The organism is Terrisporobacter vanillatitrophus, from assembly GCF_051148895.1.
In the GTDB taxonomy this organism is placed as follows: Bacteria; Bacillota; Clostridia; order Peptostreptococcales; family Peptostreptococcaceae; genus Terrisporobacter; species Terrisporobacter vanillatitrophus.
The window spans coordinates 1,878,009-1,895,819 of record NZ_CP154625.1 but is presented as its reverse complement, the minus strand read 5'-3'; the positions used below and the strand labels follow the sequence as shown (position 1 = coordinate 1,895,819).

Genomic DNA, 17,811 nt, shown 5'->3' with positions numbered 1-17,811 from the left:
CTCTTTTTTAATTTACATTCATTTCCATAACTTCCATAGCTTCAATCATTTTTTCTTTTATTCTTTCTGCCAAATCTACTGTTTTAATCTTGGGATTTTCAATATGATCATATATAGGATCTAAGTACTCCACTTCTACACTTCCTGAATGTATTTTCCCCACTGGCTCATATCCTTCATAAGTACTTCTAGAGTTTTTTATTACCATTGGTACTATAGGGCATTTAGCCTTATATGCAATCTTTAAAGCTCCTGGTTTAAAGTCAGAAACTAATGCATGGGGATCTTTTACCCAAGTTAAATCTCCTTCAGGAAAAACTACCATGCTTTGACCACTCTTTATATTTTCTGAGGCTTGAATTATACTTTTCATACCTTCTCTATTGTTTCCTCTATTAATAAAAACACACTTTATTAAATTTAGCCAATGACTAACAATCGGTATATGTCTCCATGTAGGCACATCTGCAATTATTACACCCACTGGTTTTGTTATGCTAGAAATTAAAATATAACTATCTAACATGCTGGCATGATTTGATACAAATAGAACTTCTTCTTTAGGAACTTTTTCTCTACCTATAATTTTTATCTTTATTTTTACTAAATCAAGTGATTTTTTTGCGTGATTCTTTACAAATCTAAATTTTTCAATACTACTGTACTTTTTTTCATTGTATTTTAGCTTTCCTAACTCTGGTATAGATAATATAAATCCAATGATTTGAAATAAAGCAAATTTAATATAATTAAACACTAACTCACAACTCCTTAAAAAATGTTAACAATTAATTCTAGCACACTTTTATTTATTTTTTAAGTATTTATATTTTGTTATAAAATTAGTAAGTCTATGAATATAAATTAATAAATAGATAAAGCTTTTCTATGTAAAGGAGGATAAATATGGCATCTACCATAAAAAACTATAATGATAGATTAGTTATCATAAATATAAGTTCTCATACAGGGGATAAGGTTAGATTAAATTTGCCTGTAGAATTTGTAAAAAAACTAATAAAAAACAATGCTTTGGATTTTTTCATATTTGAAGAAGAAATAGTTGATACTCAGAAAATGATAAAATCACTTTTAGAATCATTCAATTATAATCTAACGGGAGAAGTTATTAATTTAGAAAGATATAATGGTGATTTAATAAAAATTAAAATTCAATAAATATATTCAGTACATAAAAAAGTTGTCTCCTAAGAGACAACTTTCTTTAGTTTGCTTCTACTTGATTAGCTATATTGCATGCATGATCTGATACTCTTTCTAAATTCGTTAATAAATCTAAGAATAGTACTCCAGAGTCAATTGTACATTTTCCTTTATTCAATCTTTCCATGTGTCTTTTCTTGTAAAGTTTATTAAGGGCATCTACCTCATCTTCTACTTTATAAATTTCAGATACACCTTGTTTATTATTTTTCGCTAAACAATCTAATGATGCTTTGAAGTTTTCTTGTGCTTTAGTATATATATTAGTCATTTCTTCAATAGCATTTTGAGAGAATTCTAAATCTTTTTCTATTGCTATTCTAGATAATTCAGATATATTTTCAGCATGGTCAGATACTCTTTCTATATCATTAACTGTGTTAAATAGTAAGTCAACTTTACTTCTTTCATCATCATTTACTGATGACTTAGATAGTTTTAATAAATAATTTAATATTTCTTTTTGTAATATGTTTACAGTTTCTTCATGTTTTTCTGTTTTTCGAACAGAATCTATTGATTTATTTAATAAAGAATCTATAGAAGATTCTAGTGCATAATTTGCTTTTTCACCCATTCTTAAAACTTCTTTAACTGTATTTCCAAGAGCTATAGATGGAGTTTGAAGTATTCTTTCATCTAAGTATTTAGTTTTAACTGATGCTTCACTTTCTTCTTCAGTTATTGGCATAAGTTTTAATACTATTTTTACTATATATTTTGAAAATGGTAATAATATTAACACATTTATTACGTTAAACATAGTATGAGCATTTGCTATTTGTCTAGCTGCATCATTTGGATCTAGATACTGAACAGCCATAGTTATTGGTTTACCTAATACTAGCATAAATAGTATTGTTCCTATTACATTAAATGTTAAATGCATCGTTGCTGCACGTTTAGCATTTCTAGATGCACCTATACTTGATATTAATGAAGTAACACAAGTTCCTATATTATCTCCATATAATATTGGAAGAGCTGCACTAAGTGGTATTAAACCTTGTGATGCTAGAGCTATAAGCATACCCATAGATGCTGATGAACTTTGTATTATACCTGTTATTGCAAATCCGGCAAGAATTCCAAGTACTGGATGTTTTCCAAAATAAATGAATGCATCTTTAAAACCTTCGTATTCAGCTAAAGGTTTAACAGCATCTTTCATAAATTCCATACCTGTAAATAAAATACCAAATCCTAAAAGTATTGTTGCTAATTCTTTAGTTTTTTGCTTTTTACTAAATAAGTATAATATTATACCTACTCCAAGAGCCACTGGTGCAATTGCTTCTAATTTAAATGATACCAATTGAGCTGTAACAGTTGTTCCTATATTCGCTCCCATTATTACACCTATTGATTGGCTTAAAGTCATAATACCTGCATTAACAAAACCTACAACCATAACAGTCGCTGCCGATGAACTTTGTATAATTGCTGTTACCACTGTTCCTACTAGAACACCCATAACCACATTACTAGTTAACTTTTCAACTATTTTTTTTAATTTTTCTCCTGCTGCTTTTTGTAGACCTTCTGCCATTAAATTCATTCCATATAAGAATAAACCTAATCCGCCTAATAGACTTATTGCTATTTGCACAATTCTTTCCTCCTTAAGTTATATGTAGTGATTATTATCTGGTTTTTATATATAATCTATTTAGTCATACATATTTAATAATTATCTTTGTAATTTAACAAATATTTAATATTAAACATTTAACTCCTATGAAATAATAATATATTTTTCAAATCCTTTGGTTAAGACAAGGTTAAATAATTGTTAAGAAAATGTTAAATTATATATTAACATTTTAAACATATTGTTATTTTTTACAGTTACAGTGAAATTATTATATTATTTTTCTACTATTTCTTCCTTAGTATATGCCTATTAATTTTTTATAAAGTTTAATCTTAAATTATTAAAGTAGTAGAATATTGGGTATTTATTTTATAGGAGGTGATTTTGTGGAAGAAATAATGGCACTTATAAATAGGAAGTTTTTAAAAGATAATGAGTTACTATATTTAGAAGATCATGATTTAGTCAAATCTTGTGAATTTTTAAGACCACATAATGCCCATTATAAAGAATATCTAGTTGTAATTGATAATAATGGTAAAGATGAAGAACATATTGTATGCTGTAAATTTATATAATTTTCTAAAAATTCCCTCCTTTTGTCATAGTCAAATTACATTATGAATAGTTATATATAAATCAATTGATAAACTTTAGGAGGTATGTGAATGAAGGAAGTATGTGCAGATTTGACTGTTTACTTTCAAGAGCCTTATTGGGTAGGAGAATACAAACGCATTTCAGAAGAAAAAATTGAAACAAGTAAAGTATTTTTTGACTATGAACCATTAATTCATCAAGTTTATAATTATTATTTAAAAAATTGGAACAAACTTAATTTTACTATATCTTATGAATAAATAAATGTATATAAAAATAGCTAGACTTATTATACCCGAAATAATCTAGCTATTTTTATATTAAGCTTTTTAATTGCAATATATGCATCCCCAAGTAAATATTAAACTAATGTATGATTTCTTGGTTTTTCTTTAAGTATGTCTTTTATTACCTCTTTAAACATTATTGGTTTATGTAAAAAATCTCTTAAATCAATTTCTTCATCTGCATAAAGACAAAGTCTTATAAATCCATCATGAGTAATAATCATGTTGTTACACCTTTCGCAAAAACAATCACTAATTGGTGAAATAATTCCTACTCGTCCTTTTGACTTTTCTATTTTATAATATTTTACATTATACTCTTCCTCAAGGCCAGATATATTAATATCTTCAAGATTTTCCATTAATTCTTTTACATTAACATAACTTAAATCATAAAGTCTTTTATTGCTACCCCATGGTGTAAGTTCTACAAACCTAACATCCACATTATTGTATTTTGTCAGCCTTATAAAATCATATACTTCATCTGTATTAAATTCATCTATAAGTACACAATTAATTTTAACTGGCAATTTAAGTCTTATACATGTATTTAAAGCATTTAACACTTCTGTTAAACTACCACCCCTAGTTACTGCATTATATTTATATTCTTTTAAAGAATCAATACTTAAATTTACCCTATCAAGACCGCTATTTTTCAATTCCAATGCTTTTTCACTGAAATGCTGACCATTTGTTGTAATAGAAATATCATCTATATTACACTCATGTTTAGCAAAATAAATTAAATCCTTTAAATAAGGATATAAAAGAGGCTCTCCTCCTACAAATTTTATCTTATTTATACCAAGTTCCTTAAAGCTTTTTATCATAAACTTATAATCATCAAAACTTAATATATTATTAACATATTCTTCAACTGTCTCGTCTTCCTCCTTACAATAAACACACTTTAAATTACATTTATCTGTAAGAGAAATTCTAAGATAGTTTATTTCTCTTGAATAGCTGTCTTTCATTTAGTTACCCTCTTTACTTATAAATTTCCTCTTTATTTATATAATATTACTTAAAGCAAATTAATTCAAATATTTTCATAAAAAATAGCATAAAAATATAAATTTTTATGCTATAAGTCTTAATATTTATCATATTTATCTAAATTTTCTTCTTTTTTCTCTTTTTGTCTTTCAATAATTTTTACAATAAGTAGAATTATGGAACCAATTATTATGGCTCCGTAAAATAAAGCAAAAATACTAAAGATAATCATATCCATAAATATGCTCCTCTATAAATTACTCTTCTATTACAACTGCCGTGCCATAAGCTATTACTTCACTAGCACCAGCCATAATTGCTGAAGTACCTATCTTCATACCTATAATAGCATTTGCTCCCATGCCTTCAGCTTTTTCTACCATTCTTCCTATGGCAATTTTTCTAGCCTCTTCCATCATTTCTTGATAAGCTTTTATTTCTCCACCAACTAAAGTTTTAAAACTAGCTCCTATATCTTTACCTATATTTTTTGTTCTAACTGTACTTGCTGATACAAATCCAAAAACCTCTTTTATTTCTTTTCCTGGTACACTATCAATTGTAGTTATTATCATTATATATCCTCCCTAAAATCATCTTTAATTTAATTATAGTAATTTATTTACTTTTTTACATTTAAATATTGTTTTTTAATAAAAATATTAACCTATTCCTCCAAGTAGTATCCCTGCAATAAACACTATTAATGTTAAAAATACATATACATATTTAGCCATAGGATTAAACCAAGATCCAAGTAACCTTTTAGCCCCTGTTTCAATTTCTAATTTTGCCTTATTAATACCAATTACCCAGAAAAACATTATTGCTGCTATAAATGCTCCCAGTGGTATTATATATATTGATACAAAGTCCATCCATTTTCCTAGTAAGTCTCCATTTTCCACAAATAAGCCTATTAAAAATGCCAATGAACAGACAAGTATTACAGATAATTTTCTACTCAACTTCAAGTTACTTTGTATTGCTTCAATTGGTACTTCTAATAAGTTCATTAGAGACGTTATAGACGCAAATAGAACGGATATAAAAAATACTATGGCAAATATCCTTCCAAAAGGCATTAACTTAAATACTGATGGCAGTGTTATAAAAAGTAATGGTGGTCCTGCAGTTGGATCTAAATTAAATGCAAATACTGCCGGAATAATTACAAGTCCTGCAGTTAAAGCTGCTAAAGTATCAAATATAACTGTGTTCTTGGCTGCACTTGGTATATCAATATCTCTTTTTAAATAACTTCCATATACTATCATTCCAGATCCTGCTAAGGATAATGAGAAAAATGCTTGACCTAGAGCATAAATCCAAGTCTTTGGTTGAGATAAATACTCCCACTTGGGAACAAATAAATAATTTATTCCATCTTTTGCTCCATCCAACATTAAAACTCTAATCAAAAGTATTAAAAATAATATATAAAAGATGGGCATCATAATTTTATTTACTTTTTCAATTCCCTTAGAAACACCAAGTAGTAAAATTAAAGCTGTAATAAATAGGCCCAAAAAGTGCCATAATATACTTCCAAAAGGTCCCGCAATAGCACCAAAGTATGCTCCTGAATCTTCAACATTTAAAGCTTCTCCAGAAATACTTCCCACTAAAAATTTTATAAACCATCCCACAACAACAGCATATCCAACAGCTATGCCAAAGGCGCCAAGTACTGGTATAGAACCTAATATACCTCCACCTTTTTTATTTTTAGTTTCTAAAGCTTTTTTAAATGAACCTATTGGCCCACTTTGAGTCATTCTCCCAAAGGCAAACTCCCCCATAAGTCCTGTACATCCTAGTAAAACTACAAACAAAATATAAGGTATTAAAAAAGCCGCTCCTCCAAATTGTCCAACTCTATATGGAAACATCCATATATTTCCCATTCCAACAGCTGAACCTATACACGCTAAAATAAATCCCGCTTTTGAAGTAAAAAGATCTCTACTTTCATTTTGACTTTTCACATTATTATCAGACACAATCATCTCCCCCTTTGATATTTTCTGTTATAATTATATGAAACTTTTTCATTTTAAATTATATCATTTAGATAATTCTATCATAAAAGCAAATTATTAACCATAATTCACCATTTAAACTTCATGAGCAGTTGAATATTTATTATTAAAGTATTATTCTTATAATTGGAGGTGGTTAACATGAAAAAAGGCTATTTATATATAGCTATAGCAACAATTTTGTTTAGTTCTATGGAAATAATGTTAAAAACTATTTCTCAAGATTTCAATCCCATACAACTAACTTTTGAAAGATTTTTTATTGGAGGTTTAATATTATTACCTTTTGCTATTAAATCACTTAAATCAAAGGAAAAATCTATTAATAAAGAAGATATAATACAATTTTTATTATTAGGCTTTATGTGCGTAGTTGTTAGTATGATTTTTTATCAACTTGCTGTAACTTATACAAAGGCTTCTGTAGTTGCAGTTATTTTCAGCTGTAATCCTGTTTTCGTAATGATATTTGCTTATATGTTTTTAAAAGAAGAAATTCACTCACATAATATCCTATCTCTTATTTTAGAAATTATTGGTATAATAATTATTATTAATCCCTTATCAACTAAATTATCACCTATTGGAGTAACTTTGACACTTCTTGCCGCTATTACCTTTGCTTTGTATGGAGTTTTAGGAAAGAAAAGTACAGGAAAGTTTGGTGGAGAAGTTGTAACTTGTTTTAGTTTTATTTTTGGAAGTATAGAAATGCTTATTTTAATATTAATAGGACATATTCCTTATGTTTCAACACTTTTAACTACATTTAGTCTTGATAAATTTGCCAATGTACCTTTATTTACTGGATATAATATTAGTAATATTTTATCTGTAATTTATGTTTATGTTTTTGTAACAGGTCTTGGATATGCTTCTTATTTTAAGGCTATGGAGGAAACTTCAGCTAATACCACATCTTTAGTATTTTTCTTTAAACCTGTTCTCTCACCTATTTTAGCTTTTGTTATTATAAAGGAATATATTCCTATTAATATGATTATTGGAGTTTTATTTATAGTTATTGGTTCTATTTTTACAATCATATGTAACATGTCACTGGAAAAAAAATTATTAACTAATGTGGAAGAAATAAATTTAAATTAACAAAACTTCCCTTACAAAAAAAGTATAAGCTTGACGCTTATACTTTTATATTATGAATTAACAGTTTCTCCTACAAGTCCTATTTCTTCAGCCACTGATTTCATTCCTTCTATTGTTTCTTCTATAACTTCTTCTAAAGGTTTATCTAACATTTCACATCCATTTTTTATAACGTCTCTATTTACACCTGCAGCAAATCCACTAGATTTAAATTTTTTCTTAACTGATTTTACACCTAGATCTAATATACTCTTTGATGGTCTCATTATGGCTGTGGCGTTTATAAGACCTGTTAGCTCATCAATTGTATATAATACCTTCTCCATATTGCTTTCTGGCTTTACATCGCAAACTAGACCATATCCATGGCTAACAACAGAGCGTATTAATTCTTCATCTAAATCTTTTTCTCTCATTATTTCTATTACTTTTTTACAATGCTCATCTGGATATTTTTCATAATCTAGGTCATGTAATAGTCCTACAATTCCCCATTTTTCCGGATCTTCATTATAAAGATTAGCAAAATGTTTCATAACTCCTTCTACGGCAAGTGCATGATTAATTAAATGCACATCTTCATTATACTCCCTTAGTATATTCCATGCTTCTTCTCTTGTTGGATACATATGTTACTCCTCCTATAATTAATATTATCTTATATAATTGTATCACTAATTAATATGAATTAAGCTAAGATATTATAAATTATTCCAATTTTCTCAAAATTTAAAACATTATTTATCATAATAAAAAAACAATCACTTATTCAGTGATTGTTATTTTTCCGTTTTTATATAGTGAGTCTATATGCTTTGTATATTTTTCATTTAATATTCTAGCTTTTATATCATCTTTGCTATCTTCTAAGGATTTTGTAACAGTCTTCTTATCAGTTACTTTTACAATGTGATATCCATAAGATGTTTCAATAAGATTTGATACTTGGTTTGTATCTAATTTAAATACTTCTTTAGTAAATTCAATATTCTTATCACTCTTGGCAAAGTATCCTAAATCTCCACCATCTTTTCCTGATTTTTTGTCATCAGAATACTCTTTTGCTAAAGTAGCGAAATCTTCATTATTTTTTATTTTATCTAAAATACTTTGGGCTTTTTCTTTTAGTTTGTCTTTTTCATTTTTATTAACTTCTTTATTATCTTTATCTAAAGTAGATATTAAAATCTGGCTTGCTTTTACTTCTTCAATATTAAATTGGTCTTTGTGATTATTATAATAAGCTTCCATCTCTTTGTCAGAAACATTAATATCTTTGATAAAGTTCTCTTTATATTTTGCTACAGTTAAATCCTTTTTTATTTGTTCCTTTAAAAAGTCTTTTAAAAAGTCTTCTGTAACGCCAACTGCTTCTAATTTTTCTTTATAAACATTATTTGTTTCTAAAGTTTCTTTTAATTGTTCAAGCTTTTCATTTACTTCACTATCTTCTACTTTAATGTTTTTCTTTTGTGCCTCTTGATAAGCTACTTCATTATCTATAATAAATGATAGTACATCATTATTTATTTCCTCACTGTTTTTGTCTTCTTTTTCTATATATCCTGTTATATATAAAAATTCTTCTATCTTTTTATATTCATCTTTACTTACATCCACATCGTTAATTTTTGCTACAGCTTTATCACCGCATGCTACCATATTTATAGAGATTAAAATTGTTAATCCCATAAGAGCTATTTTTTTCAATTTTTTACCTCCGTTATTTCTGTGACTTGAATAATTTACCATTCCAATAATTTCTTTGTTCATCACTTTGTTTTATTGGTAATATTTCAAATCCTTCTTTTTTGAAGTGCTGAATCATTTCATCTAACACTGCTACTGTTTGCTTTCTTTCATGCATTAATAAGACTGCATCATCAGTATCATTTGTATGCTTTATAACAGATTTCATTATTTGTGGAGAAGTTGACCTCCAATCTTCTGTATCAAGTGTCCAGTCCCATAACTTGTATCCCGCATCCATAAGAGCATTGTATGAACTTCTCGGTGTATATGGTTTGCTGCCAAAAGGAAGCCTAATAACTTTTGACGTTTCTCCTGTTATTTTCTTAAAGTTTTTTTCATTTGTATCAAATTCATTTTTTGCTGTTGTTGGTGATTTGTATAATTTGTGAATGTCGTGACTTACGCTATGAAATCCTGCTGTATTTCCATTCTTGACTATATTTTTCACTTGCTGTGGATGTGCTTGCATATTTGAATCAATCATAAAAAATGTGGCTTTTACATTGTTTTTATTTAGTATCTTAATAATTTCATCTGTATATTCTGATGGACCATCGTCAATTGTAAGATATACTACTTTTCCATAACTTTTTGATGGACCTTTTTCAATTTCCCTTGTACAGCTTAAAGCAATATCTGTTATTGTTTCTCCTTCAAGTATAATATTTCTACTCTTGGCACAAGCTAATACTTCTTTGTCGTTTAATTTTACAATAAAAACTACGCCTACACATGTAACAATAGCAGCAACACCTGCTATAACTTTTGTTTTATTTTTATTGTGTTTAATATAATTCAAAACGTGTTTTATTGTATTCAAAATTTTTTCTTTTGACTTTTCCTTAAATGTTAAATATTTTTTTTTCATTTCAAAATCCCCCAAATTTCTTACATTTTTCACAATACAAATCACTATATTTTTCATAAATTTTAATCCAAACAATACTACAGCATCAATACCATTATCTTCCAATATGATTGTTGGAGTCAATAAAAAAATAGAATCAAAATTGTTACATGTATTTTGTAATACCACTTTTTGTTTGTTATTTTTATGAATATTTTTTCTTATAACGTATATCCTATAATTGAAATTAATAAATAAAGGAGATTTGAAAATGGCTAAAAAATCAAATGAAAACAACAAAATGGTGGACAAAAAAAATAACAAAATGGTGGACAAAAAGTCTAACAAAATGACAGACAAAGCTAATGAATGCAACGATTGTTCTAATTGTGAATAAAAATTAAAAAATCATAACTAAAAAAAGGGGCTGTCGCACTAAAAAAATAGGGCGATGCCCTTTTTGCATAAAAAAATAAATCCCAAGTTCAAAAGATCTTGGGATTTTTGTATAATTATTTTATGACCAAACAAAATATTATACAAATTGATTATACTAAGTATGGTGATAATTATCAATTAAAATTACCACTAGAGATTGATTATTTAATTCCAAAAGATGATTCAGTGAGGTTATTAAGTCAAACTATAGAGGAGATGAATTTAGAAAAGTTATATCAGACTTATTCTCGAATTAGAGAAAATACAATAACCCCAAGAGAAATGTTAAAAATCATTGTTTACGGATATATGAATAGCTTATATTCTTCAAGAAAAATAGAAAATGCATGCAAAAGAGATGTTAATTTTATGTATCTTTTAGGCGGAGCCTCCGCTCCAGATCATTCAACAATTGCCAGATTTCGTAGTATACATTTCGCACCAGTATCTGAAGAATTACTTGCCCAATTAGCAAATATGCTTGCAGATAAAAATGAAATTTCAAAAGAAACAATATTTATAGATGGTACTAAAATAGAAGCGTCATCTAATAGATATACTTTTGTTTTGAAAAAAGCTGTAACAAAAAATATGCAAAAAATGATGGATAAAATACCTAATTTCGTTTTAAAATGTGAACAAGATTTTGGTATCAAATTAATTTATAAAAACAAAATCAAAATGCATCATCTAAAAAAATTACTAAAAAAACTTAAGAAAATAGCAAATGAAGAAGATGTTGTATTTGTTTATGGTAAAGGTAAAAGAAAATCGCCTATTCAAGAATCTATTGAAGAATTAGATAGCTATATTGATAGATTAAAAAAATACACTAAAGATTTACATATAATGGGTGAACGTAATAGCTACTCTAAAACAGATAAAGATGCCACTTTCATGAGAATGAAGGAAGATCATATGAAAAATGGTCAATTAAAACCTGCTTACAACGTTCAGTTTGGAGTTGATTCTGAATATATAGTCTGGATAAGTGCAGGACCTCAACCAGCTGACACAACTACTCTAATACCATTTTTACAAAATGCAGAGTCATATTTAAGTTTTAAATATCCTAAAGTAATAACTGATTCAGGATATGAAAGTGAAGAAAACTATGTACATCTAGAAAAAAATGGACAACAATCATTTATAAAACCAGCTAATTATGAAATTAGTAAAACAAGAAAATATAAAAATGATATTGGTAGAATGGATAATATGTCTTACAACGATAAAGATGACTATTATCTATGTAAAAACAATAAGAAATTAACTGTTACTAGCACAAAAACCAGAAAAAGTACAACTGGATACAAGTGTGAAATAACTTGTTATATGTGCGAAGATTGTAAAGGATGTCAATTTAAAACTAAATGCATTAAAGGAAATAACTGTAAAACTCCTTTAGAAGATAGAACTAAAAAACTTAATATTTCAAAAGTATTTAATGAAAAACGTAAAGGAAATTTACAAAGAATAGTGAGTACCGAAGGTATTCAACTAAGAATGAATAGAAGTATTCAAGCCGAAGGAGCATTCGCTCAAATAAAACAAAACATGGAATTTAGAAGGTTTTTATGTAAAGGTGAAAAAAATATTTTAGCGGAATGTATTTTATTAGGAATGGCTTATAACATAAATAAATTGCATAATAAAATACAAAATGGAAAATGTAAAACATCCCTTCATCCTTTAAAGAAAATCGCTTAATTTTAATATAGATAGCTAAAAAAACGGTATTTCAAATACCTTTATTTGTCATGCTTATTTTTAGTAAATATAAGTGAAATAAAATTATTTTCAGTAGTTTTGAGTTTTAAATAAGTAAAAAGGAGCTATCGCCCAACGATTTTTCAATCGTTTATGCGACAGCCTCTTCCTTTTTTCTTAATGCTCTCTTCCTTTTAATTCATCTTTTATGTCTTCTATAGTTATATTTGAATTTACCATTAATACTAGAACGTGATAAACTAGGTCACTTATTTCATAAATTATTTCATTTTTATTTTCATTTTTTGCCCCAATAATTACTTCTGCACTTTCTTCTCCCACTTTTTTAAGTATTTTATCTAAACCTTTATCAAACAAATAATTCGTATAAGACCCTTCTTTGGGATTATTCTTTCTGTCTTCTATTAATTCATATAACCTTTGTAACAATTCAGTTTTTGAAACTTCTTTATCACAAAATATTTCATTAAAGAAGCAAGAATAATTTCCCGTATGACATGCTACACCTTTTTGATTAACTAGTAAAAGTATGGTATCTTTATCACAGTCATAATAAAATCCTACCACTTGTTGAGTGTTTCCTGAAGTTTCTCCCTTTGTCCAAAGTTCTTCTCTACTTCTACTAAAATAAGTAGCTTTTTTCTCAGTTAAGGTTTTTTTCATAGATTCTTTGTTCATATATGCAAGCATTAATACTTCTTTAGTATCCACATCTTGCACAACTACTGGAATTAAACCTTTTTCATCAAATTTCAAAGTATTAATAAAGTCTAAGTCAATTTCTTTTTTTATATTTTTTTCAATCAAATTATCTCTCATTACTTCATCTCCTAATTTAAAGTCTTACTTCTATTCCTTCTTTTTTCATATATTCTTTCAAGTCCTTAATTTTTATTTCCCCAAAGTGAAATACTGATGCTGCCAGTACTCCATCACAGTTGCCTTTCTTTGCTGCTAGACAAAAGTCTTCCATTTTTCCTGCACCTCCAGAAGCTATCACTGGAACATTTACAGATTCTGTTATTTTTGATAATAATTCTATATCATAGCCATTCTTCATTCCGTCCTCATCTATGCTATTTACAACTATTTCTCCAGCTCCCAGATTTACTCCTTTTTTTGCCCATTCAATAGCATCCAAATTAGTTTTTTCTCTTCCACCTTTTACATATACATCCCAAGAACATTTATCATTTTTCTTTACATCCATGGATAAAACTACGCACTGATTTCCAAACTTTTCTGCAGCTTCTTTTATAAGATTTGGATTTCTTACGGCAGCTGAGTTTACAGAAACCTTATCTGCTCCTTTTCTAAGTATATTTTTAAAATCATCTATTGATGAAACACCACCACCTACACAAAAGGGTATGGATAAGTTTTCAGCAACTCTTGAAACAAACTCTAGTGAAGTCTTTCTTTCTTCATTGGAAGCTGTTATATCGTAAAATACAAGCTCATCTGCTCCACTATCACTATAATATTTTCCTAGAACTTCTGGAGAATCCACATCTTCTATATTCTCAAATTTTTTGCCTTTAACCACTCTTCCATTTCTAACATCAAGACATGGTATAATTCTTTTTGTTAACATAAACTTAAAGCCTCCTTCAGTTCTATTTTATTCTCATAAAGAGATTTTCCTATTATAGCTCCATATAAATTCATTAGATTTAATTTTTTCACATCTTCTAAAGTTGTAACTCCACCAGAGGCTATAATATCTAAATTTGTTTCTTTAGACAGTTTTTCGTATATATGAAAGTTTGGACCAATCATCATCCCATCTTTTGATATGTCAGTATAAACTATGGTTTTTACACCTATTTCTTCTAATTCTTTACATAGTTCAATTGAGTCCAAGGTACTTACTTCTTCCCATCCTTCAATGGCTACTTTTCCATTTTTAGCATCTATAGATACTACAATTTTTTCTTTGTATTTTTTTACTAAATCTTTCAGTAACTCTTTATTTTTTACTGCCATACTACCAATTATTACTCTATTAACACCCATAGCCAAAAGATCTTCTATTCTTTTTTCATCCCTAACTCCTCCACCAATTTGTATGGGAATATTTACACTTTGTAGTATTTTTTTTATGCTTTCGTCATTTATGTTACCTTCTCCTCTTGCTCCATTTAGTGAAACAATATGAATAAATTCAGCTCCTTTTTCTTCCCATTTTTCAGCCATTTGGCTTGGATCATCTCCATAAATATTTACTTTATTGAAATCACCTTGCAATAGTCTTACACATTTATTATCTTTTATATCTATAGCCGGAAAAATTATCATCTAATTATCAACTCCTTATAAGCCTTTAATATGTTTTCGCCAACTTCGCCGCTCTTTTCTGGATGAAATTGAAGTCCATAAACATTGTCTTTTCTAACTATTCCTGGAATCTTTTTTTCATATTCTGCAAATGCTATTAATTCTTTGTTTGAAGAATTGGCAAAATAAGAGTGTACAAAATAAACATAAGAATCTTCATTTATATATTTCAGTATTTCATCATCATCTTTTTCAAATTTCAAATTATTCCAACCCATATGAGGAACTTTCAAATCTATATCAAGAAAATCTACTTCTCCTTCAATTAAACCTAAACCTTCATACTCTCCATATTCATAACTTTTTTCATAAAGTAACTGCATACCTAAACATATACCTATCATATACTTACCACTTTTTACAAAGTCTTTAATGGGCTGAACCAACTCTAAATCATTTAATGCATTTATGGCATCTCTATAGGCCCCCACACCAGGAAGAATAAGAGAATCTGCATTTTTTATTTCATCTAAATCTCTAGATATTTTTGTTTCAATTCCTGCCCTTGCAAACCCTCTGCTAACTGAGCCTAAATTACCTAGACCATAATCAACTATTATATTCATTATAAAACTCCTTTCGAAGAAGAAATATCACCAGATATAACTTCACTTCCTTCTTTTAATGCCCTTGCAAAAGATTTAAATACTGCCTCAATTTTATGGTGGTCGTTTTCTCCATAAAGAAGGTTTATATGAAGAGTTGTTCTACTTTCATTTACAAAAGCTCTAAAAAATTCTTTAAACATTTGAGTAGACATATTGCCTATTCTTTCACTTTGAAAATTAACATTAAAAACTAAATAGGGTCTATTGCTTATATCTAAACTTGTATAAGCCAATGATTCATCCATAGGTATATATACAGTTGAATATCTTCTAATTCCTACTTTTTCTCCTAAGGCATCTTTCAATGCCTGCCCTAAACAAATTCCCAAATCTTCAATGGTGTGATGATCATCCACATATAAATCCCCGCTACATTTCACAGTTAAATCAAACTTACTATGAAAACTTAGAAGAGTTAGCATATGATCTAAAAATCCTATGCCTGTGTCTATATCAGCTTTTCCACTACCATCAAGATTTATTTTCACTTTAACTTTTGTTTCCAACGTATTTCTTTCTACAAAACCACTTCTCATATTTCCTCCTATACAAACTTTTTCATAGCTTTAATAAATTCATTATTTTCATCTTCACTTCCTATAGTAACTCTGTAGTGATTATCTAATTTTCCACCAAATTTTCTAATTAGCACATCTTCTTTTACTAATTTTTCTTCTAAATTTTTAATATCACTGTAGAAGAAAACAAAGTTTGCTCCTGATGGAAATACTTTCACATTCATATCTGAAAGAGATTTATATACTTTTTCTCTTTCTTTTTTAATTCCTTTTACATAAGATAACATTTTGTCTTTTTCTCCTAATGCTTTTGTTGCTAAAAATGCTGATACTGAATTTAAGTTATAAGGTGGTCTTACTTTTTCCACAGTTTTCACTAACTCTTCACTTGCAAGTAAGTAACCTGTTCTAATTCCTGCCATAGAAAATGCTTTAGATAAAGTTTTGACTACTATAAGATTTTCATAGTTTTCAATTTCTTCTACCACGCTTTCATCACCAAACTCCATGTAAGCTTCGTCAACTATAACAATGTTGTCTGTAGATTTTATTATTCTAATTACATCATCTTTTTTTATCATGCTTCCTGTTGGGTTATTGGGATTACATATTATAGTTACTTTAGGATCATTTTCTTTTATGGCATTAATAATTTTATCTGCATTTATTACAAAATTCTCCTCAGATTCTGCTCCCATGTACTTAGTGTCAAAGATTTTAGCATATATGGAATACATGGAGAAACTTGGATCTAAACTTAAAATTAATTCATCTCTATCAACAAATGTTTTTATACATAAGTCAAGTAACTCACTAGAACCATTACCTACACAGATATTTGAAGTTTTGCATCCAACATAGTTAGATATTGCTTTCTTCAAATCAATGTAAGAATCATCTGGGTAAACATTTAAGTAGAATTCTTCACCCAATTGTTTTACTAAATCTTTAAATAGATTTTTACTTCCTTCATTTGCATCTAATTTTACTGAACATACTATTGGATTTACTACGTATGGTTGTAATTCCTTTACACTTTGTTTTTCCTTCATAACTAACTCCCCTTTCTAATAATTTTTTTCATCTAAAGTTGAAGCAAATTTATTTACTATTTCTTCAATCTTATTTTTATTAAATTTATAACTTACTCTATTGGCTATTATTCTAGAACTTATATTGCACATATCTTCCACAATTTCTAGACCATTAGCTTTTAGCGTATTACCTGTTTCCACCAAATCCACAATAACATCTGAAAGTCCTACTATGGGAGCTAGCTCCACTGAACCATTAAGTTTGATAATTTCTATTTTTTGTCCTCTAGATTTAAAATAATTTTTAGCAATTGTTGGATATTTAGTTGCTACTTTTAGAGTTTCTTCTCTTGAATAATTATTTTCCCCTTTTACTCCTGCCACAGAAAACTTACATTTACCAAATCCTAAATCTAGTAGTTCATATACTTCATTGTCATTTTCATTTTCTAAAATAGTATCTTTTCCTACTATGCCAAGATCTGCTACTCCTTTTTCCACGTAAGTTACAACATCAGATGGCTTTACATGAATATAAGTAATTTTATTTTCTTCATCTTTAAAAATTAATTTTCTGCTATCTGTTTCTATACACTCTTCCATATTTAGAATTTTCAGTCTTCTGTAAACGTCTTTTTCTATCCTTCCTTTAGCTATAGCTATTACAATATTATCCACCTTCATCAA

The 17,811-nt window shown here is 27.9% G+C and carries 22 protein-coding genes; 6 read left to right on the top strand and 16 right to left on the bottom strand.

Going from position 1 to position 17,811, the window contains the following annotated elements:
* Positions 1-7: 7 nt before the first annotated feature.
* Complete coding sequence (locus TVTCOM_RS09575) at positions 8-757, bottom strand: lysophospholipid acyltransferase family protein (protein WP_434799593.1); 750 nt, start codon at positions 755-757, stop codon at positions 8-10.
* A 149-nt stretch (positions 758-906) separates the two neighbouring features.
* Here TVTCOM_RS09575 and TVTCOM_RS09570 point away from each other — a divergent pair, with 149 nt between their 5' ends.
* Complete coding sequence (locus TVTCOM_RS09570) at positions 907-1,179, top strand: hypothetical protein (protein WP_434799592.1); 273 nt, start codon at positions 907-909, stop codon at positions 1,177-1,179.
* Between the two features lie 46 nt (positions 1,180-1,225).
* On the opposite strand, the gene TVTCOM_RS09565 is transcribed toward TVTCOM_RS09570, so the two are convergent.
* Positions 1,226-2,833, bottom strand: coding sequence for a Na/Pi cotransporter family protein (locus TVTCOM_RS09565; RefSeq protein ID WP_434799591.1), 1,608 nt, complete (start codon positions 2,831-2,833; stop codon positions 1,226-1,228).
* A gap of 371 nt (positions 2,834-3,204) precedes the next feature.
* Here TVTCOM_RS09565 and TVTCOM_RS09560 point away from each other — a divergent pair, with 371 nt between their 5' ends.
* Both TVTCOM_RS09560 and TVTCOM_RS09555 read left to right on the top strand, forming a co-directional pair.
* Positions 3,205-3,396, top strand: coding sequence for a hypothetical protein (locus TVTCOM_RS09560; RefSeq protein WP_434799590.1), 192 nt, complete (start codon positions 3,205-3,207; stop codon positions 3,394-3,396).
* Between the two features lie 90 nt (positions 3,397-3,486).
* On the top strand, positions 3,487-3,678 hold the full coding sequence (locus tag TVTCOM_RS09555; RefSeq protein WP_018591147.1) for a DUF2992 family protein: 192 nt from the start codon (positions 3,487-3,489) through the stop codon (positions 3,676-3,678).
* Between the two features lie 101 nt (positions 3,679-3,779).
* Here TVTCOM_RS09555 and moaA read toward each other — a convergent pair whose 3' ends face one another.
* The 4 genes from moaA to TVTCOM_RS09535 form a co-directional block, all read right to left on the bottom strand.
* Complete coding sequence (moaA, locus tag TVTCOM_RS09550; protein ID WP_434799589.1) at positions 3,780-4,688, bottom strand: GTP 3',8-cyclase MoaA; 909 nt, start codon at positions 4,686-4,688, stop codon at positions 3,780-3,782.
* Positions 4,689-4,807: 119 nt separating this feature from the next.
* Positions 4,808-4,948, bottom strand: a complete 141-nt coding sequence (locus TVTCOM_RS09545; RefSeq protein ID WP_434799588.1) for a hypothetical protein — start codon at positions 4,946-4,948, stop codon at positions 4,808-4,810.
* A gap of 19 nt (positions 4,949-4,967) precedes the next feature.
* Positions 4,968-5,285: a YbjQ family protein gene (locus tag TVTCOM_RS09540; protein WP_434799587.1), complete on the bottom strand. Its 318-nt coding sequence runs from the start codon at positions 5,283-5,285 to the stop codon at positions 4,968-4,970.
* Positions 5,286-5,372: 87 nt separating this feature from the next.
* Positions 5,373-6,719, bottom strand: a complete 1,347-nt coding sequence (locus TVTCOM_RS09535; protein ID WP_434799586.1) for a sodium-dependent transporter — start codon at positions 6,717-6,719, stop codon at positions 5,373-5,375.
* A gap of 174 nt (positions 6,720-6,893) precedes the next feature.
* Here TVTCOM_RS09535 and TVTCOM_RS09530 point away from each other — a divergent pair, with 174 nt between their 5' ends.
* Positions 6,894-7,859 carry a DMT family transporter gene (locus TVTCOM_RS09530; protein WP_434799585.1) on the top strand — a complete coding sequence of 322 codons (966 nt, stop codon included), beginning with the start codon at positions 6,894-6,896 and terminating at the stop codon, positions 7,857-7,859.
* A 50-nt stretch (positions 7,860-7,909) separates the two neighbouring features.
* Here TVTCOM_RS09530 and TVTCOM_RS09525 read toward each other — a convergent pair whose 3' ends face one another.
* From TVTCOM_RS09525 to TVTCOM_RS09515, 3 genes are all read right to left on the bottom strand, one after another.
* Positions 7,910-8,488, bottom strand: a complete 579-nt coding sequence (locus TVTCOM_RS09525) for an HDIG domain-containing metalloprotein (protein WP_434799584.1) — start codon at positions 8,486-8,488, stop codon at positions 7,910-7,912.
* A gap of 136 nt (positions 8,489-8,624) precedes the next feature.
* On the bottom strand, positions 8,625-9,632 hold the full coding sequence (locus TVTCOM_RS09520; protein WP_434799583.1) for a peptidylprolyl isomerase: 1,008 nt from the start codon (positions 9,630-9,632) through the stop codon (positions 8,625-8,627).
* Complete coding sequence (locus TVTCOM_RS09515) at positions 9,583-10,479, bottom strand: polysaccharide deacetylase family protein (RefSeq protein WP_434799582.1); 897 nt, start codon at positions 10,477-10,479, stop codon at positions 9,583-9,585. The genes TVTCOM_RS09520 and TVTCOM_RS09515 overlap by 50 nt, the downstream gene beginning before the upstream one ends.
* 250 nt (positions 10,480-10,729) lie before the next feature.
* Between TVTCOM_RS09515 and TVTCOM_RS09510 the strand changes: the two genes are divergently transcribed.
* Both TVTCOM_RS09510 and TVTCOM_RS09505 read left to right on the top strand, forming a co-directional pair.
* Positions 10,730-10,855: a hypothetical protein gene (locus TVTCOM_RS09510; protein ID WP_434799581.1), complete on the top strand. Its 126-nt coding sequence runs from the start codon at positions 10,730-10,732 to the stop codon at positions 10,853-10,855.
* A gap of 122 nt (positions 10,856-10,977) precedes the next feature.
* Complete coding sequence (locus TVTCOM_RS09505; protein WP_434799580.1) at positions 10,978-12,606, top strand: IS1182 family transposase; 1,629 nt, start codon at positions 10,978-10,980, stop codon at positions 12,604-12,606.
* Between the two features lie 177 nt (positions 12,607-12,783).
* Here the strand turns inward: TVTCOM_RS09505 and hisIE are convergent, their stop codons facing one another.
* From hisIE to hisG, 7 genes are read right to left on the bottom strand one after another with little or no spacing between them, the layout of a single operon-like run.
* Entirely contained in the window at positions 12,784-13,446 is a 663-nt protein-coding gene (gene hisIE, locus TVTCOM_RS09500) for a bifunctional phosphoribosyl-AMP cyclohydrolase/phosphoribosyl-ATP diphosphatase HisIE (RefSeq protein ID WP_434799579.1), read from the bottom strand.
* 16 nt (positions 13,447-13,462) lie between these two features.
* Positions 13,463-14,221 (bottom strand): imidazole glycerol phosphate synthase subunit HisF, encoded by a 759-nt coding sequence (gene hisF / locus TVTCOM_RS09495; protein WP_434799578.1) that lies wholly within the window; start codon positions 14,219-14,221, stop codon positions 13,463-13,465.
* Entirely contained in the window at positions 14,215-14,925 is a 711-nt protein-coding gene (hisA, locus tag TVTCOM_RS09490) for a 1-(5-phosphoribosyl)-5-[(5-phosphoribosylamino)methylideneamino]imidazole-4-carboxamide isomerase (RefSeq protein ID WP_434799577.1), read from the bottom strand. The genes hisF and hisA overlap by 7 nt, the downstream gene beginning before the upstream one ends.
* On the bottom strand, positions 14,922-15,530 hold the full coding sequence (gene hisH / locus TVTCOM_RS09485) for an imidazole glycerol phosphate synthase subunit HisH (protein ID WP_434799576.1): 609 nt from the start codon (positions 15,528-15,530) through the stop codon (positions 14,922-14,924). Before hisH ends, hisA begins: the two co-directional genes overlap by 4 nt.
* A complete protein-coding gene (hisB, locus tag TVTCOM_RS09480; protein ID WP_434799575.1) occupies positions 15,530-16,108 on the bottom strand; it encodes an imidazoleglycerol-phosphate dehydratase HisB in 579 nt (192 codons plus the stop codon). Before hisB ends, hisH begins: the two co-directional genes overlap by 1 nt.
* Positions 16,109-16,116: 8 nt before the next feature.
* Positions 16,117-17,142 (bottom strand): histidinol-phosphate transaminase, encoded by a 1,026-nt coding sequence (gene hisC, locus TVTCOM_RS09475; RefSeq protein WP_434799574.1) that lies wholly within the window; start codon positions 17,140-17,142, stop codon positions 16,117-16,119.
* Positions 17,143-17,157: 15 nt separating this feature from the next.
* On the bottom strand, positions 17,158-17,802 hold the full coding sequence (gene hisG / locus TVTCOM_RS09470; RefSeq protein WP_434799573.1) for an ATP phosphoribosyltransferase: 645 nt from the start codon (positions 17,800-17,802) through the stop codon (positions 17,158-17,160).
* Positions 17,803-17,811 lie beyond the last annotated feature (9 nt).

Coding starts and splice junctions, on each gene's coding strand:
- TVTCOM_RS09540 (WP_434799587.1), bottom strand. CDS start 5,285: ATGATAATAACTACAATTGATAGTGTACCAGGAAAAGAAATAAAAGAG.
- TVTCOM_RS09510 (WP_434799581.1), top strand. CDS start 10,730: ATGGCTAAAAAATCAAATGAAAACAACAAAATGGTGGACAAAAAAAAT.
- hisF (WP_434799578.1), bottom strand. CDS start 14,221: ATGTTAACAAAAAGAATTATACCATGTCTTGATGTTAGAAATGGAAGA.
- TVTCOM_RS09545 (WP_434799588.1), bottom strand. CDS start 4,948: ATGGATATGATTATCTTTAGTATTTTTGCTTTATTTTACGGAGCCATA.
- TVTCOM_RS09530 (WP_434799585.1), top strand. CDS start 6,894: ATGAAAAAAGGCTATTTATATATAGCTATAGCAACAATTTTGTTTAGT.
- moaA (WP_434799589.1), bottom strand. CDS start 4,688: ATGAAAGACAGCTATTCAAGAGAAATAAACTATCTTAGAATTTCTCTT.
- TVTCOM_RS09525 (WP_434799584.1), bottom strand. CDS start 8,488: ATGTATCCAACAAGAGAAGAAGCATGGAATATACTAAGGGAGTATAAT.
- TVTCOM_RS09520 (WP_434799583.1), bottom strand. CDS start 9,632: ATGAACAAAGAAATTATTGGAATGGTAAATTATTCAAGTCACAGAAAT.
- hisC (WP_434799574.1), bottom strand. CDS start 17,142: ATGAAGGAAAAACAAAGTGTAAAGGAATTACAACCATACGTAGTAAAT.
- hisA (WP_434799577.1), bottom strand. CDS start 14,925: ATGATAATTTTTCCGGCTATAGATATAAAAGATAATAAATGTGTAAGA.
- TVTCOM_RS09505 (WP_434799580.1), top strand. CDS start 10,978: ATGACCAAACAAAATATTATACAAATTGATTATACTAAGTATGGTGAT.
- hisH (WP_434799576.1), bottom strand. CDS start 15,530: ATGAATATAATAGTTGATTATGGTCTAGGTAATTTAGGCTCAGTTAGC.
- TVTCOM_RS09555 (WP_018591147.1), top strand. CDS start 3,487: ATGAAGGAAGTATGTGCAGATTTGACTGTTTACTTTCAAGAGCCTTAT.
- hisB (WP_434799575.1), bottom strand. CDS start 16,108: ATGAGAAGTGGTTTTGTAGAAAGAAATACGTTGGAAACAAAAGTTAAA.
- TVTCOM_RS09570 (WP_434799592.1), top strand. CDS start 907: ATGGCATCTACCATAAAAAACTATAATGATAGATTAGTTATCATAAAT.
- hisIE (WP_434799579.1), bottom strand. CDS start 13,446: ATGAGAGATAATTTGATTGAAAAAAATATAAAAAAAGAAATTGACTTA.
- TVTCOM_RS09515 (WP_434799582.1), bottom strand. CDS start 10,479: ATGAAAAAAAAATATTTAACATTTAAGGAAAAGTCAAAAGAAAAAATT.
- TVTCOM_RS09535 (WP_434799586.1), bottom strand. CDS start 6,719: ATGATTGTGTCTGATAATAATGTGAAAAGTCAAAATGAAAGTAGAGAT.